The 15101-nt window shown below is 44.5% G+C and carries 21 protein-coding genes and 1 pseudogene; 6 read left to right on the forward strand and 16 right to left on the reverse strand.

Translation table 11 applies throughout. The annotated features are described in order from the left end of the window. Positions 1–48: 48 nt before the first annotated feature. The 3 genes from C1T21_RS10170 to C1T21_RS10180 are packed head-to-tail and all read right to left on the reverse strand — an operon-like array spanning position 49 to position 874. Positions 49–288, reverse strand: coding sequence for a hypothetical protein (locus C1T21_RS10170; RefSeq protein ID WP_180984574.1), 240 nt, complete (start codon positions 286–288; stop codon positions 49–51). A 59-nt stretch (positions 289–347) separates the two neighbouring features. Beyond that, positions 348–605, reverse strand: a complete 258-nt coding sequence (locus C1T21_RS10175; RefSeq protein ID WP_103048146.1) for a hypothetical protein — start codon at positions 603–605, stop codon at positions 348–350. Next, on the reverse strand, positions 602–874 hold the full coding sequence (locus tag C1T21_RS10180) for a hypothetical protein (protein WP_103048147.1): 273 nt from the start codon (positions 872–874) through the stop codon (positions 602–604). Before C1T21_RS10180 ends, C1T21_RS10175 begins: the two co-directional genes overlap by 4 nt. A gap of 173 nt (positions 875–1047) precedes the next feature. Here C1T21_RS10180 and C1T21_RS10185 point away from each other — a divergent pair, with 173 nt between their 5' ends. Further along, positions 1048–1248, forward strand: coding sequence for a hypothetical protein (locus tag C1T21_RS10185; RefSeq protein ID WP_075154338.1), 201 nt, complete (start codon positions 1048–1050; stop codon positions 1246–1248). 65 nt (positions 1249–1313) lie between these two features. Here C1T21_RS10185 and C1T21_RS10190 read toward each other — a convergent pair whose 3' ends face one another. From C1T21_RS10190 to C1T21_RS10210, 5 genes are all read right to left on the reverse strand, one after another. Continuing rightward, entirely contained in the window at positions 1314–1514 is a 201-nt protein-coding gene (locus tag C1T21_RS10190) for a hypothetical protein (protein ID WP_103048148.1), read from the reverse strand. After that, positions 1507–1884, reverse strand: coding sequence for an ASCH domain-containing protein (locus C1T21_RS10195; RefSeq protein ID WP_103048149.1), 378 nt, complete (start codon positions 1882–1884; stop codon positions 1507–1509). Before C1T21_RS10195 ends, C1T21_RS10190 begins: the two co-directional genes overlap by 8 nt. Positions 1885–2141: 257 nt before the next feature. Then, positions 2142–2327: a hypothetical protein gene (locus C1T21_RS27560; RefSeq protein WP_103048150.1), complete on the reverse strand. Its 186-nt coding sequence runs from the start codon at positions 2325–2327 to the stop codon at positions 2142–2144. 151 nt (positions 2328–2478) lie between these two features. After that, positions 2479–2613, reverse strand: coding sequence for a hypothetical protein (locus C1T21_RS27915; protein WP_258012412.1), 135 nt, complete (start codon positions 2611–2613; stop codon positions 2479–2481). A 241-nt stretch (positions 2614–2854) separates the two neighbouring features. Beyond that, a complete protein-coding gene (locus C1T21_RS10210; RefSeq protein ID WP_374703720.1) occupies positions 2855–3199 on the reverse strand; it encodes a hypothetical protein in 345 nt (114 codons plus the stop codon). 87 nt (positions 3200–3286) lie between these two features. On the opposite strand from C1T21_RS10210, the gene C1T21_RS10215 reads away from it, so the two are divergent. From C1T21_RS10215 to C1T21_RS27925, 3 genes are all read left to right on the forward strand, one after another. Continuing rightward, positions 3287–3604: an ImmA/IrrE family metallo-endopeptidase gene (locus C1T21_RS10215; protein ID WP_374703722.1), complete on the forward strand. Its 318-nt coding sequence runs from the start codon at positions 3287–3289 to the stop codon at positions 3602–3604. Positions 3605–3679: 75 nt separating this feature from the next. Continuing rightward, a complete protein-coding gene (locus tag C1T21_RS27920) occupies positions 3680–4228 on the forward strand; it encodes an Arm DNA-binding domain-containing protein (RefSeq protein WP_258012414.1) in 549 nt (182 codons plus the stop codon). Continuing rightward, a complete protein-coding gene (locus C1T21_RS27925) occupies positions 4176–4715 on the forward strand; it encodes a site-specific integrase (RefSeq protein ID WP_258012415.1) in 540 nt (179 codons plus the stop codon). The genes C1T21_RS27920 and C1T21_RS27925 overlap by 53 nt, the downstream gene beginning before the upstream one ends. 67 nt (positions 4716–4782) lie before the next feature. Here the strand turns inward: C1T21_RS27925 and sufB are convergent, their stop codons facing one another. The 6 genes from sufB to C1T21_RS10250 all read right to left on the reverse strand — a co-directional run bounded on the left by sufB (position 4783) and on the right by C1T21_RS10250 (position 10867). Further along, entirely contained in the window at positions 4783–6180 is a 1398-nt protein-coding gene (gene sufB, locus C1T21_RS10225; RefSeq protein ID WP_013309556.1) for a Fe-S cluster assembly protein SufB, read from the reverse strand. 30 nt (positions 6181–6210) lie between these two features. Beyond that, on the reverse strand, positions 6211–6633 hold the full coding sequence (gene sufU, locus C1T21_RS10230; protein ID WP_013309555.1) for a Fe-S cluster assembly sulfur transfer protein SufU: 423 nt from the start codon (positions 6631–6633) through the stop codon (positions 6211–6213). After that, complete coding sequence (locus C1T21_RS10235) at positions 6623–7846, reverse strand: cysteine desulfurase (RefSeq protein WP_103048152.1); 1224 nt, start codon at positions 7844–7846, stop codon at positions 6623–6625. The genes sufU and C1T21_RS10235 overlap by 11 nt, the downstream gene beginning before the upstream one ends. Next, the gene (sufD, locus tag C1T21_RS10240) at positions 7843–9147 is read right to left on the reverse strand and encodes a Fe-S cluster assembly protein SufD (RefSeq protein WP_025719242.1); all 1305 of its coding nucleotides are present in this window, start codon (positions 9145–9147) and stop codon (positions 7843–7845) included. The genes C1T21_RS10235 and sufD overlap by 4 nt, the downstream gene beginning before the upstream one ends. 23 nt (positions 9148–9170) lie before the next feature. Beyond that, positions 9171–9953 (reverse strand): Fe-S cluster assembly ATPase SufC, encoded by a 783-nt coding sequence (sufC, locus tag C1T21_RS10245; RefSeq protein ID WP_013309552.1) that lies wholly within the window; start codon positions 9951–9953, stop codon positions 9171–9173. Between the two features lie 443 nt (positions 9954–10396). Beyond that, on the reverse strand, positions 10397–10867 hold the full coding sequence (locus tag C1T21_RS10250) for a Dps family protein (protein ID WP_013309551.1): 471 nt from the start codon (positions 10865–10867) through the stop codon (positions 10397–10399). Between the two features lie 313 nt (positions 10868–11180). Between C1T21_RS10250 and mtnK the strand changes: the two genes are divergently transcribed. Together mtnK and mtnA are read left to right on the forward strand one after the other, a co-directional pair. Then, positions 11181–12404 (forward strand): S-methyl-5-thioribose kinase, encoded by a 1224-nt coding sequence (gene mtnK, locus C1T21_RS10255; RefSeq protein ID WP_103048153.1) that lies wholly within the window; start codon positions 11181–11183, stop codon positions 12402–12404. A 5-nt stretch (positions 12405–12409) separates the two neighbouring features. After that, on the forward strand, positions 12410–13519 hold the full coding sequence (gene mtnA, locus C1T21_RS10260) for an S-methyl-5-thioribose-1-phosphate isomerase (protein ID WP_103048154.1): 1110 nt from the start codon (positions 12410–12412) through the stop codon (positions 13517–13519). 151 nt (positions 13520–13670) lie between these two features. Here mtnA and C1T21_RS10265 read toward each other — a convergent pair. Together C1T21_RS10265 and C1T21_RS10270 are read right to left on the reverse strand one after the other, a co-directional pair. Further along, positions 13671–13871: pseudogene (locus C1T21_RS10265) on the reverse strand (YunC family protein); the annotation flags it as partial. A 75-nt stretch (positions 13872–13946) separates the two neighbouring features. Further along, positions 13947–15074 (reverse strand): site-specific integrase, encoded by a 1128-nt coding sequence (locus C1T21_RS10270; RefSeq protein ID WP_071640140.1) that lies wholly within the window; start codon positions 15072–15074, stop codon positions 13947–13949. Positions 15075–15101: the final 27 nt, after the last annotated feature.

Genomic DNA, 15101 nt, shown 5'->3' on the forward strand with positions numbered 1-15101 from the left:
GACAACATATAACTGAAGCAACACTTAGTATAGCGGGTTAGGCTCTTATCATGGGGTGTCTCCTACTTCTTTCAGGAGAGCGTGATACGCTTTGGTCATGTCATCCAGTTTCTTCAATGTCGCTTCATACTCTCCACGGCTTACGCAATTCGCTTGTAACCCTTCATATGCTTTCTCAGCAGCGGCTATCTCTGCATCCTTTTGTTGTATAAGGGATTCAGCCTCTTCCAATTTCTTATATACAGCGTCTCGATCTCGTGAAACAGCCGCATGCCGTTCTGTCGCCATCTTACATTCCCTCATCCAGTTAACAAGTTCAGATTCCTCAAGCTCTTTTTCCAACTTCATCACTTGTAGGAGCCAGTAAGGAAGGGCTTCACGCGGGATGCTATGATAAAATCAGAATCGTTCTGCGATATATAGATTGACTTGCCGCGTATAGATGTTGCCAGTGTCACCACAGGCGCATGAGCTTTTAATTGTGGATGGATATCCTTCGTTCCTATACAATGACCATCACTATCGTCAAAGCCCATCCACGGTCCTCTTGTAGCCTTCTGACATAGTTTCATATCCTCTTGCCAGTTACGTGGTTTATCTGTCATTGTTGTTCCTCCCCAACCTCTTCATTGTCATAGTACTCTTCCCACCAAGCTGACAATGTTTCGCAATCTGGGCATTTAATCTGTATCCAGGGACCATCTTGATTCCAACGGTAATGATGTCCTTTGCCGCATCCAGTACATCTGATGTATCCCTGCGAGCATGGTGCGTTATGAGCTCTGTTAATCACATGTACCGGGTAAGGGGTTGCTTTCGGATCATAGTGAGGTGTATACATAACCTCTTCTAATTTGATTTCTGGTTTATTCATATAGCTATATCCTCCCTTAGTGGGTGCAGGTGTTACCTACACCCTGTATTGGCTTAATCATCATAAGTGTTGAGTTAAAACCTTGGCTCTCATATTGTCTACAACTTCATTTAACATATTGTTCACCTCAATTAAATCTGGTAAAATTAAATTCAAAAAATTAGGAGAAAAATATGAACTTTTTAACAGTACTTCTTATGTGTATTCCGCTTTATGCTGCATTCAGAGCTTTTATAATCACTCGTGATCCAGAAGCAAAAAAAAGAATCCCAAAAACGACACTAAAAGCTCTAACTTTTTTTGCTTACTTTATATTTATCGTTTTGGGATTTTTTATAATTACAGAAGGTATAGAATACCTCTCTCAGTTATAATTGAATTGGTAGTTGCAAGTAGTTTTATAAATCCGAAGGGATTTAGAGTACGGGGGTAAAGGCTGTTATGCCTCAACCCTCTTCAAATATTCCGTAGCAAATCCTCCGCTGTATCCTTCAAGCCGCACAACCTCCGAACCACACAAGTCCCAAGACTCGGATTCTACTGTCCAAACCTTGTTCTTGTACTTCTCCTTACGGGCTTCATAGCAACCGTACATTACAACCTGATCGCCCTTTTGCAGCTTATATGTCCGTTCACTCACCTTTACCGCCTCCTTGGTATACTGCTTTCGGCAGCCGAACCCATATTACTGCCCCTTGTGGATGTTTATAAGGTACAGGCTCCGGGTAAATGATTGGATTTTTCATCACCCACGCCCAAGGCTTTCGATATTTGATAGCTCCCAGCGCTACATGATGTTTGTCCTGGTTGCCTAATATCAGTTCCACATCATCAGGACCATGCAACGGTACGCAACCATCCAGTTCCACCGTCCCATATACAAGTCCGCTGCCGCTCTTGATAATGCCGATGGTGCCGTGCTTATGAGTCTTGCTGCCGCGAATCTCCCACGTTTTGATGCCCGATAGGATCATATCTGCCCATTTAGGCTTAATAACGAGTCCGTCCAAATTGGTTCACTCTCCTTTTACCTCCATGGCTTCGCATGTCTGACCTGTTTTATCTCTTAGCCCAGAAGCTGCACGCTCGGTTCTCTTCCGACTGGAATACTTCTTAGCCGTCTTCTAGTTTTCAGCTAAGCCAGGGAAGTATTGACCTTGATGAATATATGTCTTCCCCGCATAAAAATCTGTGCTCATGCTCCATAAATCTCTTACTAATATCACGAACGACATACAATCACTCTCCTTATAGGGGAACGCACCGATTAATTCGAATCCATCCACCGTTTATATTTAGCCAATTCCTGCCGTAGAGCCTCATTCTCTTGGCTCAGTGTGCGACTGCCCTTACACGTGGAATGCCGCATTTGATCGCCAGTCCAAGCGATTTCATCTTCATAGACTTGCCACCCGCAAATATAGCAATCTCCTAAGATACAGCCGCTCGCCATTTATTCGTTCATTCTCCTTCGAAATAGGAATCAGGAATTTCAATCTTTACAGGCGGTCGATCATATACAGCCAGGATCAATCCTCCGTTGCGGAAATATTCCAAATAAAAATGAGTGCGTACTATTTGATCTCCGCGTATAAACTCGAACTCTAATAATCTCCTTTAATGTCAGTTACAATTCCTGTTTCATCTATTTCATCGCCGCCCTCGTCGTTCCCGGAAATACGCACCAGCATCCAACGCAAATTGGGGTTAAACGCCCACGACTGTACTGCTAATTCCATTTAAATCGCTCCTTTGATATTTGAGTAGTAGGGGGCATCCCCCTTAATCAATCGTCATCTATAATGTCAAACGTTGTTTCCCTGCTCCGATCCCGGATATATGTCTTCCAGCGGTTACCGCAGTCGCATCTCATAAAGGCTACGATGGACCACGGACATTGCCGTTTGAGGTCAACCCGTCGATGCTCTATATCCTCTTTTTTGCAACTTGGACAATTAAATTGATGAAATTTACGCTCCATCACTCGCACAGTCCATAAGCGCTAGAACAGGCAGGTACGTTATCGAACTCGAATGCCTTTAATAGATCATATTGCTGTCCGCCTCGTACCGTTTTGGACCACTCTACCCAGCCGTCAATGCCCGCTGGCATATTTCGGGCCGTTGGAAAAAATGTAGCAGCCTGACGCTTTGAGGCCATCTTAACGATTCGTTCCCACTCGGCTACTCGCGCTATTTCTTTTGGGAAGCGACGAGCAATCTCAAATAATTCCGCTTTGTTGCAGTTTATACATGGCATGCAACCCACTCGGCCCATACCAAGCTTGTACAATGGGTTGGGATCAATTCCATGTTTACGGTGCATGGCAAACACATCATCCGCTGTCCAGTGGATTAGGGGCCGGTATATGCTAAATCCATCCTCTTTCTTCCCGTTCAGGCAAAAGCTTGCATACTCGCTGAAGAACTCGGGCATTACCATACCAGCACAGGCAACATTCTTGATCAGAAAGACATACGTAACCGCAAGCAGGAGCTGCGTGCTAGGCAGTGGGCTTACCAGTGCATGATACCTCTAGGTCGTATCGTACAAGCCGACCATGCCCGTGTTAAGGGCAGATATGAAATAGCTGAATATTTGAATGTGACAGAAGAATTTTTGCAATCTGCTATAGATCGTTACCGGGATAAATACGGACTCTTTGCTACTTACAACGAGAAATACATAATCTGCTTTGACCCCTTAGGCGTAATAGAACTATTCGATTGAACTTTGCGCTTTCCAGCCGTAAGGCTGTTTAAATATATCTATTAATAGAACATATGTTTGGAGTGATGTATTGAAATGCCTGTTTACAAAGACAAAAAAAGAAAGACTTACTATTTCAGGGTCCGATACAAAGACGTCTATGGCCGATCACAACAAAAGCTAAAACGAGGCTTCGAGAAACGGCAAGATGCAGTACTTGCTGAGGCCGAATTTTTAGCTAATGCGGTAAAACAATACAGTGATAATGCGACGTTCGATGAAATTTTTGAGCATAACATTAAACACACAAAGCTTAAAGATAAAACAATCCGACGACGCACAAACGAGTACAATCACCATATTAAGACGAAATTCGGACACATCAAGGTCAGAAATACCACTTTAGAGCAAGTCCTGGAGTTTAAAACCTATTTGGAGACAACAATGGAATCCCTCAATAGTGCCCGAACTGTGTACGGTAATTTTAAAGTGCTGATCAACCATGCTATAAAATTTTTCGGGTTAAAGGTTGATCCTACTCTTGCAGCCGGTTCAATTCAGCGAGTGCGACCAAATATTAATTTCATAAGACGTGAGGATTTTGACCAACGGGTTAGAGCATCTACATTATCAGGAGTTAGCTAGATTACTATTTTACACAGGTTTACGAGTAGGAGAAGGACTTGCACTAAAGTGGTCAGATATGGATTTTGAGAAGAATCTGCTTCACGTAAACAAAACACTTGATATAACCACACGTAAGACTACTACGACTAAAACTAAGGGCAGTGTAGGTTACGTTCCGTTTCCTGCCTTTATAGGCGAGATGCTGGAGCGCATAAAAAAAGAATCCGCAGAGAAAATCTACGGATTCAATAATGATATGTTTGTATTCGGTGTAGTGGCCCCATACCACTATTCCCACTTTCGCAAACATTTTAAAAGTGTCTTCCCTGAATTGCGAATTCATGACTTGCGTCACAGCTACGCATCATACTTGATTAACAAAGGCGTGGACATTTATCTCGTAAAGGAACTGATGCGACACGACGATATCAAGCAAACAACCAACACCTATGGTCATCTTTACGTCGAAAGGAAACGAGAAGCAATGAGCGTATTCGACGACTAATCGGTATCATTTCGGTATCATGACCAATAAATAAAACCAAGAATAGCCGATACGCTTAGCTTTTCCATTAACCGATACTGCCTTCCATTTCGAACTTAATCAAACGGTTCATTTCTACCGCATATTCCATCGGCAGTTCTTTTGTGAACGGCTCGATAAAGCCCATAACGATCATTTGCGTCGCCTCTGCTTCGGTCAAACCACGGCTCATCAGATAGAACAGCTGATCTTCCGATACCTTGGAAACTGTTGCTTCGTGCTCAAGCGTGATGTCGTCGTTCATGATTTCATTGTAAGGAATGGTATCTGAAGTCGACTGATTATCCAAAATCAACGTATCACACTTGATATTCGATTTTGCACCTTGAGCCTGACGACCGAATGAAGCTAATCCGCGATACGTTACTTTACCGCCGTGCTTACTGATTGACTTGGATACAATTGTGGACGTGGTGTCTGGCGCCAAGTGGATCATTTTCGCACCTGCATCCTGATGCTGGCCTTTGCCTGCAACAGCGATGGACAGGACCATCCCTTTCGCTCCACGGCCTTTCAATACAACAGCTGGATACTTCATCGTCAACTTGGAACCGATGTTACCATCGACCCATTCCATCGTTGCATTTTCTTCCGCAACCGCACGTTTGGTTACCAGGTTATAGATGTTTGGTGCCCAGTTCTGGATCGTTGTATAACGAACACGTGCGTTCTTCTTACAAATAATTTCGACCACCGCACTATGCAGCGAGTTCGTGCTGTAAATTGGAGCCGTACAGCCTTCTACATAATGCACAAAGCTGTCTTCGTCAGCAATAATGAGCGTACGCTCGAATTGACCCATGTTTTCCGAGTTGATACGGAAGTAAGCCTGCAATGGAACTTCACATTTCACACCTTTTGGTACATAGATGAAGCTTCCGCCTGACCATACCGCACTGTTCAGTGCTGCAAACTTATTGTCCGCAGGAGGTACAACTGTTGCAAAATACTCTTTCAGAATCTCAGGATGCTCACGCAACGCCGTATCGGTATCCATGAAAATAACGCCCTGGTCTTCCAGTTCCTTTTGCATACTGTGGTAGACAACCTCGGATTCATACTGTGCAGATACACCAGCTAAAAACTTTTGCTCCGCCTCAGGAATACCCAATTTATCAAAGGTTTCTTTAATTTCCGTCGGAACTTCTTCCCATGTCTTCCCTTGTTTCTCGGAAGGTCTTACATAGTACTGGATATCGTTGAAATCCAGTTCATCCATATCTCCGCCCCAGTTTGGCATTGGCATTTTTTCAAACTGTTTCAGTGCTTTCAGACGGAACTCCAGCATCCATTCTGGCTCATCCTTAATTTTGGAGATTTCCTTTACAATTTCCGGAGTGAGACCCTTACCTGTTTGGAAAATGGACTTGTGCTCGTCACGAAAGCCATATTTATACTCTTCCATTTCCGGTGCTTTCTTGGCCATGTTTCTCAAACCTCCTCTGTTCTATTTAAATTATTTATCTTCATCAATCCCTTTGCGCAGCGCATTCCAAGCCAGTGTCGCACATTTGATGCGGGCCGGGAACTTATTTACGCCTGACAAAGCTTCCAATTCTTCATAATCATCGAATTCGACGGCTTCTCCCTTCATTAAAGAAGAGAAGCGGCTCGCCATATCCAGTGCCTGATCAATCGTTTTTCCTTTGACCGCTTCTGTCATCATCGAAGCTGAGGACATACTAATCGAGCAGCCTTCGCCAGTAAAACGGGCATCTTCGACCACGCCGTCTTTCGTTTTGAGTTGAAGGGAAATTCGGTCACCACACGTAGGATTATTCAAATCCACCGTAACGGCATCGTCCTCAAAACGTCCGCGATTGCGCGGATTTTTATAATGATCCATAATCACGCGTCGGTATAAGTCATCAAGTTGCATCGCCAAAATACTCCTTTGTTTGGATTAAGGCGCTGACCAGAGCGTCGACTTCTTCTTCCGTGTTATAGAGATAAAAGCTAGCACGTGCAGTTGCACTGGCTTTCAGCCAGCGCATTAACGGCTGGCAGCAATGATGCCCCGCACGTATAGCTACCCCTTTGCTATCCAGTACAGTAGCTACATCATGCGGATGCACATCATCCAGGTTAAAGGTTACGAGCCCGACATGACGTTCTGCAGGTCCGTAAATCGTCAACCCCTCCACTTCACGGAGACGTTTGAGGGCATAGTTGGACAGACGGCTTTCATGCTGCGCAATGGCGTCCAGTCCGATGCTTTCCAGAAAATCAATGGCAGCTCCCAAGCCAACAGCTCCGGCGATAATCGGAGTTCCACCTTCGAATTTCCAAGGCAGCTCCTTCCATGTGGATTCATACAATCCCACATCGTCGATCATTTCCCCGCCGAACTCAATGGGCTCCATATTCTCCAGCAGCGCCTTCTTGCCGTACAGTGCCCCGATCCCAGTAGGAGCACACATTTTGTGACCCGAAAAGGCATAAAAGTCAGCATCGATGTCTTGCACGTCTACTTTCATATGTGGTGTGCTTTGTGCACCGTCTACAACGATAACTGCCCCTTTGCGATGCGCAATAGCTGCAATCTCTTTAACAGGGTTCACAACACCAAGCACATTGGAGACATGTGCAATCGCTACAATTTTCGTGTTTTCTGTAATGGTATTCTCCACATCAGCAAGATCAACGCTACCATCCTCTTGAAGTGGAATATATTTCAAAGTCGCGCCTGTGGCTTTGGCTACCTGTTGCCACGGAATCAGATTACTGTGATGCTCCATTTGTGTGATGACAATTTCATCACCCTCCTTACAGTTAGCTCTACCGTAGGAAGAAGCGACCAGATTCAGCGCCGTTGTTGTTCCGCGTGTAAAAATAATTTCCTGACTGCGCTTGGCATTCAGAAAGCGGGCTACCTTCTCCCGCGCACCTTCATAAGCATCTGTTGCGCGGCTACCCAAGGTATGCACACCACGGTGAACATTCGAATTATCATATTCGTAGTAGTGCTTGATCGCTTCGATGACCGCCAGCGGTTTTTGCGAAGTGGCCGCATTATCCAAATAAACCAGCGGATGACCGTTGATCTCCTGATGTAAAATCGGGAATTGTTCACGGATCAATGCAGTATTCATTGGCCTAACTTCCTTTCAACAAGGCTTTGCAGCTGATGTTGAAGTCCTTCGAGCGGAATTTCAGATACGACAGGTGCCAGGAAGCCATAAATAATCAGCCGTTCAGCTTCTGCACGACTAATTCCGCGGGACATCAAGTAATACACTTGTTCACGATTAACCTGACCAACCGATGCTGCGTGACCTGCCGTAACATCATCTTCATCAATCAGCAGGATCGGGTTAGCGTCACCACGCGCTTTCGGGCTGAGCATCAGAACACGTTCTGTTTGCTGACCGTCTGCTTTGGTAGCACCTTTTTCAATTTTTGTAATTCCGTTAATGATGGAAGACGCTTCTTCACGCATTACTGCGCGCGTAATCATCTGACTGGCGGAATTTTTACCAAAATGCTGTGCTTGAGTCGTATAGTTCAGCTTTTGTGAGCCAGAACCAACAGCAATGATCTTAGCATCCGAATTGGAGCCATTGCCTTTGAGCACGGACATGGTATTGCTTGCTGTATTACCGTTGTTCATTTCGCCCACAATCCATTCGATAGCTGCGTCATTTCCCAACGTAGCACGACGAATCGAAATATCCGTTACTTGTTCTCCAAACTGATGGACTGTCGCATAACGTACTTTAGCTCCTGCATTTGCAACAACTTCTACCGCACCGTTATGAAGAACAGGTGCCGCCAAATCCGCAGATACATAGTTGTCTACGTACGTCACAGAACTGTGGCTTTCGACAATGAGCAGCACATGAGGTGCAAATGTTGCAGTCGCATCGTCCGTCAGGAATACAGCTTGAAGCGGAACGTTCAGCTCTACATTTTTAGGCACATAAGCAAATACTCCACCGTTCCAGAGTGCTGCGTGCAATGCAGATAATGAATTTTCTTCAGCCTTAATAACTGTGTTCAGATGAGCTTTAACCAAATCAGCATGTTCTTTAACCGCTGTTTGCAAATCCGTGAAAATGACGCCTTGCGCCGCCAATTCCTCGCTCAGCTTCACATATACCGCGCCGGAGTTGCGCTGAATAATCAGACCGCCCTCCTGTTGCTCTTTGACCAGATCAGCAATGGCTGCAGGAACTTGCCCTACCGATGCAATGACCTCGCTCTGTTTATGTTGACCGTAATCGTTTAATTTCCAACGTTCGATTTTTGTTTTTTCAAATACCGGAAGCTCCAGTTTGCCTGCAAGCTCAAGTGCTTTTTGTCTGTCTTCGGCCAGCCAAGATGGTTCGCCGTTACGTTCGGACAGAACACGCAGTTGCTCGGAATCTACCGGAAGGATTGTTTGTGTAGTCATTAGTTTTCCTCCTCGCTTCCGGCTTACGCCTCTTGTCCTACAGTTTCATCAACGATACCCAGCTCTTCCTTGATCCAGTCGTAACCGTCCGCTTCCAGACGCTCAGCAAGCTCAGGTCCACCGGATTTAACGATACGCCCTTGCATCATCACATGTACATAATCTGGTTTAACGTAGTTTAACAGACGTTGATAGTGAGTAATGATAAGGAAACCACGCTCTTCGGAACGCATAGCGTTGACACCGCTAGCCACGATTCTCAAAGCATCGATATCCAGACCGGAGTCGATTTCATCAAGAATGACAATTTTCGGATCAATCATCATCATTTGCAAAATTTCATTCCGTTTTTTCTCACCACCAGAGAAACCTTCGTTCAGGTAACGGTGAGCAAACTCTGGGTTCATTTCAAGCTCTTTCATTTTGCTTTCCATTTGACGGATAAACTTAATCAGGGAGATTTCTTGTCCTTCTTCACGGCGCGCGTTGATTGCACTACGCAAAAAGTCAGAGTTCGTTACCCCTGCAATTTCACTCGGATACTGCATCGCCAAGAACAATCCTGCACGTGCACGCTCATCCACTTCCATATCCAGCACGTCTTCTCCATCCAAAGTTACTTTGCCATCTGTGACTTCATATTTAGGATGACCCATCAAAGCAGACGCGAGTGTACTTTTACCCGTACCGTTAGGACCCATGATGGCATGGATTTCTCCGCCCTTCATTTCGAGGTTAATACCTTTCAAAATTTCCTTGCCTTCAATGGTCGCTTTGAGACCTTCAATCTTAAAGTTTGTAGCCATATTCGCAATACCCTCCAAAAAATGTAGTGTGGTGTCGAAATCAGAAAGTATATTTAAACAGGGGAGCCCCCTGATTTCAAGTAATATTTAAAAATTTATTTATAATCATTCTAAACTGATTCTCAATGATTCTCAAGTTATTTTATAATAAATATCTTGAAGGGTGCAACCAACAGACACACGTTATCCAACTTTCTTCATAAAATGTTCACCCTACCAAGCACACAAATGGCAAAATACATCCTGCGAATGTTTATATAATTATAAATTTGTACAAAAACATGAGATGCATGATCTCCTTTCAGCCATAAAAACGCTACTGACAGCATGACGTCAGTAGCGTTTTACATGTAAAAGGTTTATTTCAGAGCGTAACCCCATCACTATGAAGTGAAATTAAATTCACCGAACTATGCATAAGTGATGAAGCGAAATTCGGCCAATTAGCCTAAATAGGAGCGAAGCATCCACATATGTTTCTCCAGATCCGCTTTATAACCAATCAGCAAATCTGCAGTTGGCTGGTCGGAATTGCTTTCCGCCAGTTCGATACCTTCCTGAAACTCCTCGCATACAGTTGCAAAATCCTCGATCAAGGTTTGTACCATCTTAGGAGCATCTTCGTTGCCAGTTGCTTCCTGAATCGACGACAGCTCCAGATATTCCTTCAACGTTGCGGAAGGAGAACCTTTCAACGCGAGCAAACGCTCGGCGATCTCATCCATTTTCAATGTCACTTCATTGTATAACTCTTCAAATTTAACATGGAGTGTGTAGAAACTAGAGCCTTTCACATACCAGTGATAGTTATGAATTTTTACATATAACACATTGAGGTTAGCGACTTGACGGTTTAAAAGTTCCTCCACCGATTTGGTTTGCGTATTTTTCGAGTTACTTGTTGTTTTAGCCATCATAAATCCCTTCCTTTTTCATCAAATTGATTTTCAGGAACGTTTACGTATCCATCACCGTCATTGCTGACGGTAAGACGCCAGCGGGCATCCTAATATCACCTGCCGGACGTCTGTTTCATATTTACCCTCTCTATACGGAGACGAAACAAAAAAAGAGTACTCCTTTCTTCCTCTTTCAATCCCCATAAAAAAAATGTACAAAACTTCAATGATTTTCGTTATACTTTCTCTATCCTATCAAAATACTTGGTTTAATATTGTGATATTTTTCAAACTATTTACATGCGCACATTTTATGGAGGTGACTTCGTTGTCCCAATATCATCCTTTAACGACTGAAGAAGCAATCGAATTCGTGAAGAACATCCCCGGATTTTTTAGTCAGGAAGCCCGTCTGGAATGCCGAGAAATCGGTGATGGTAACTTAAATTTGGTTTTTCATATTACGGATTCTGAATCTAACAAGAGTATCATTGCCAAGCAGGCACTTCCCTATGTAAAAATTGTGGGTGAATCCTGGCCGCTTTCACTGGATCGTGCCCGTATTGAACGTGAGGCACTTCAGCAGGAACACCACATTTGCCCCGAATTGGTTCCTGCGGTACTGGCGTATGACGATGAGCTTGCGTTGACCGTGATGGAGGATCTTAGCTCACACACCATCATGCGCAAGGGACTAATAGAAGGAAACACCTATCCATATTTCGCTAATCATATTGGGGAGTTTCTGGCACGCACGCTCTTCTTCACCTCAGATTTGGGCATGAATCAGCAGGATAAAAAAGACCTGGTTAAACGCTTTATCAACCCGGATCTCTGCAAAATAACTGAGGATCTGATTCTGGATGAACCGTATCGGTTCTCAGATAATAACAACTATGGTGCGTACATCGAAGACGAAGCAGAGGCACTACGTACAGATCAAGTGCTTCACCTGGAAGTGGCTTTGCTGCGAGAAAAGTTTTTGACACGAACCGAAGCGCTTCTGCACGGTGACCTTCATACTGGTAGCATTTTCGTAACGACCGAATCGACTAAAGTCATTGACCCTGAATTTGCCTACTACGGACCTATGGGCTTTGATATCGGAGCGGTGATCGCCAATCTGCTATTAAACTACGCAGCACAACCCGGATGGACCTCTGGCGAGAAGGATCTAAAGGAAAGGCGTGACTGGGTTCTGGAGACCGCCATTCAGGTATGGGAGCAGTTTGAGCGTAGGTTCCGCAAACTGTGGGACGAGCATGTCACCGATCATATGGCACGTACAGCGGGATATCAGGACTTGTATCTCCAGAAAGTACTGCAAGATACGATTGGTTTTGCAGGTTGCAAAGTGATTCGCCGTATCATCAGCCTGTCGCATGTGGCAGATATCGACACCATTGCCGATCCTGCTATCAAGGAAGCTGCGGAACGTCTGGCGTTATCTATCGGTAAATCCTTGGTTCTTCGCAATCGCAAGCTTCATTCGATTCGGGAACTGGGAGACATTGTTCGGACAGCAACAGCTGCCCAAACTAAAGGAGCTTAATGAATATGAGTGAAAAGAAAGATTCGGCACCCGTAACCTCTGGGAAAGCTGCAGTGTCCAGTCAGGCTCTATCTTCGCTGGTGTGGAAAGGCAACCATTTGTCCATGTTGGATCAACGTCTGCTGCCCGAAACGATTGTCATGCTGGATTTATTCACGGCCGAGGAAGTGTGGGACGGCATCCATGCCATGAAGGTACGCGGTGCGCCTGCCATCGGGATGGCTGCGGCCTACGGCGTTGTGCTAGGAGCTACCGCCTACGACGGCACCGACGCTGCTGGATGGCTGCAGCATGTACATGCCGTGTGCGGACAATTGGCTACCTCACGACCGACAGCCGTGAACCTGTTCTGGGCCCTGGACCGCATGAAGAAGCGGGCTGGGGAACTCATCGTTGAAGCTAGCGGAGGCCAGATCGAAGACTGGAATGCCGGGCTGGAGCGTGAAGCCATAGCCATTCAGGCAGAGGATGAAGAAGTATGTCGCCAGATTGGCATCCATGCTTTACCTCTGTTCGAGGACGGGATGGGCGTACTCACTCACTGCAATGCAGGCGGATTGGCGACAGCCAAATACGGAACAGCGCTCGCGCCGATGTACCTTGCGCAGGAGAACGGCATCCACCTCAAAGTATTTGCCGACGAAACTCGCCCCGTGCTGCAAGGTGCGCGCCTGACTGCTTTCGAGCTTCAGCAGGCAGGCATTGATGTCACCCTGCTCTGCGACAATATGGCGGGCATGGTGATGTCCAAAGGATGGGTACAGGCCGTTATTGTCGGCACAGATAGAGTCGCTGCTAATGGCGACGTCGCCAACAAAATCGGTACCTACAGCCTAGCTGTGCTAGCGAAGGCGCATGGCATTCCTTTTTATGTCGCTTCGCCATTATCTACCATTGATTTGCAGACCGCAACAGGCACAGATATTCCGATCGAGGAGCGTTCTGCGGAGGAAGTTACCGAAAGCTTTGGTAAAAGGACCGCCCCGCAGGGCATCAAAGTCTACAACCCAGCTTTCGACGTTACACCTCATGAGTACATTACCGCCATCATTACCGAAAAAGGAATTGTACAAGCACCCTTTAGCGAGAACCTGACCAATTTGTTTGCCGATTAATCGTTCTTGCAGGTTATATAGTTCGTATATAAGTCAAATAACTCTACTCGATAGAATAAAACTATTTATAGAAAAAAACCGGAGCCAAAAAGTCCGGTTTTTTTCGTTTCTTGTTCCTCTACTTTTATGCAACATATGCACATAGGCTTCATTACACCAGTTTCAAAAGTGCTTCGTATCCTGGCATACCTGGCTTAATCCCCAGTTGCTCCGCTTCTGTCGTTACCGATTCCATCGGCGCTTCCAACAATTCTTTCAGCGTTTTTACCCCCACAGCTCGTGCTGCAAGAATTTTCCGATCCGCCAGCCGCTCATTGAGCAGTCCAACATCCAGTGCACCACACATGATATGAACCATCAAAAAAGCCTTTTATATCAACAGTTTTTACGCAACAACCCATTTGAGGTCACAAAAAGGTCACAAAAATCACAACATGATCATCTGCTCAAGCTCATCGGCTACCTCTTGTTGCATACTAGGAAGTACATGACTGTACGTATCCAGCGTGACAGATATCTTACTGTGACCTAATCTCTCTGAGATCACTTTGACATTCATTTTCTTTTCCAACAGCATCGTCGCATGGGTATGCCTCATATCATGGAAACGGATATGCGGAAGCTTGGCACTTATAACATCCTTTTTATAAGCCTTGGACAAATTAGCAGGGAACACTGTTTTACCATTTTTTAAGTTGAAAATAACAATATCCATATCGATAAAACCGTCTCCAAACTCTCTTTTCCACTTTACTTTGTAAGCTTCATGTAGCCTACGCTGTTCTTCAAGAATCGCAATCAGTTGATTAGGTATAGATATTTTACGTTCCCCGGCGGTAGTTTTAGCTCCAGATTTGATCCGAGTTCCATAATGAGCAAGCGTTTGTCTAATGATAATTGTCTTTGATTCAAAATCAATATCCTTCCATCTTAATCCTAAAATCTCCCCTTGCCGCATTCCTGCTAATAAAGCGAGTCCATAAACACAATGATAACGATTTTCTTTGGTACATTGGAGAAAATGATTCACTTGTTCCAGCGTCCAAATAGACATTTCTTTTTTAATTCGCTTGGGAAGTGTCACTTTTCGCATGGGATTTTCTTTGATGAATCCATATTCAATCGCCTTATCAAATACTTTTTTGACCATCGTTGTAATGCGATCTATCGTATTCCTCGCAAAATTCTTCTTGTGCAGCTCATTCACGAAATTTTGACATTTCAATAAATCAAAATTTTGCAACTTTATTTTTCCGAATTTAGGCTTAATATGATTTTTGAAATACAACTTGTTATTGTAAAGCGTTGTTTCGCCACATTCATGAACCCGGATGTTATCCAGCCAGTAATCCATAAACTCATTGAGTGTAGTGTTATCTTTCCTGATATACTCTTTATTCTTCACATCATTCTGAAGCTCAATCAACTTATCATTTGCTTCACGTTTTGTCTTAAAGCCTTTTCTGCGGATTTGCCGTCTCTTCCCAGTTTCATCATAATAACCAAAAACAAAATCCCATTTTTTTGTCTTCTCATTAACAAAAGGTTCTGCCATTTAAAACTCCCTTCTTTTGACAATAAG

It is taken from the genome of Paenibacillus sp. F4, from assembly GCF_002894905.1.
GTDB lineage: Bacteria > Bacillota > Bacilli > Paenibacillales > Paenibacillaceae > Paenibacillus > Paenibacillus polymyxa_B.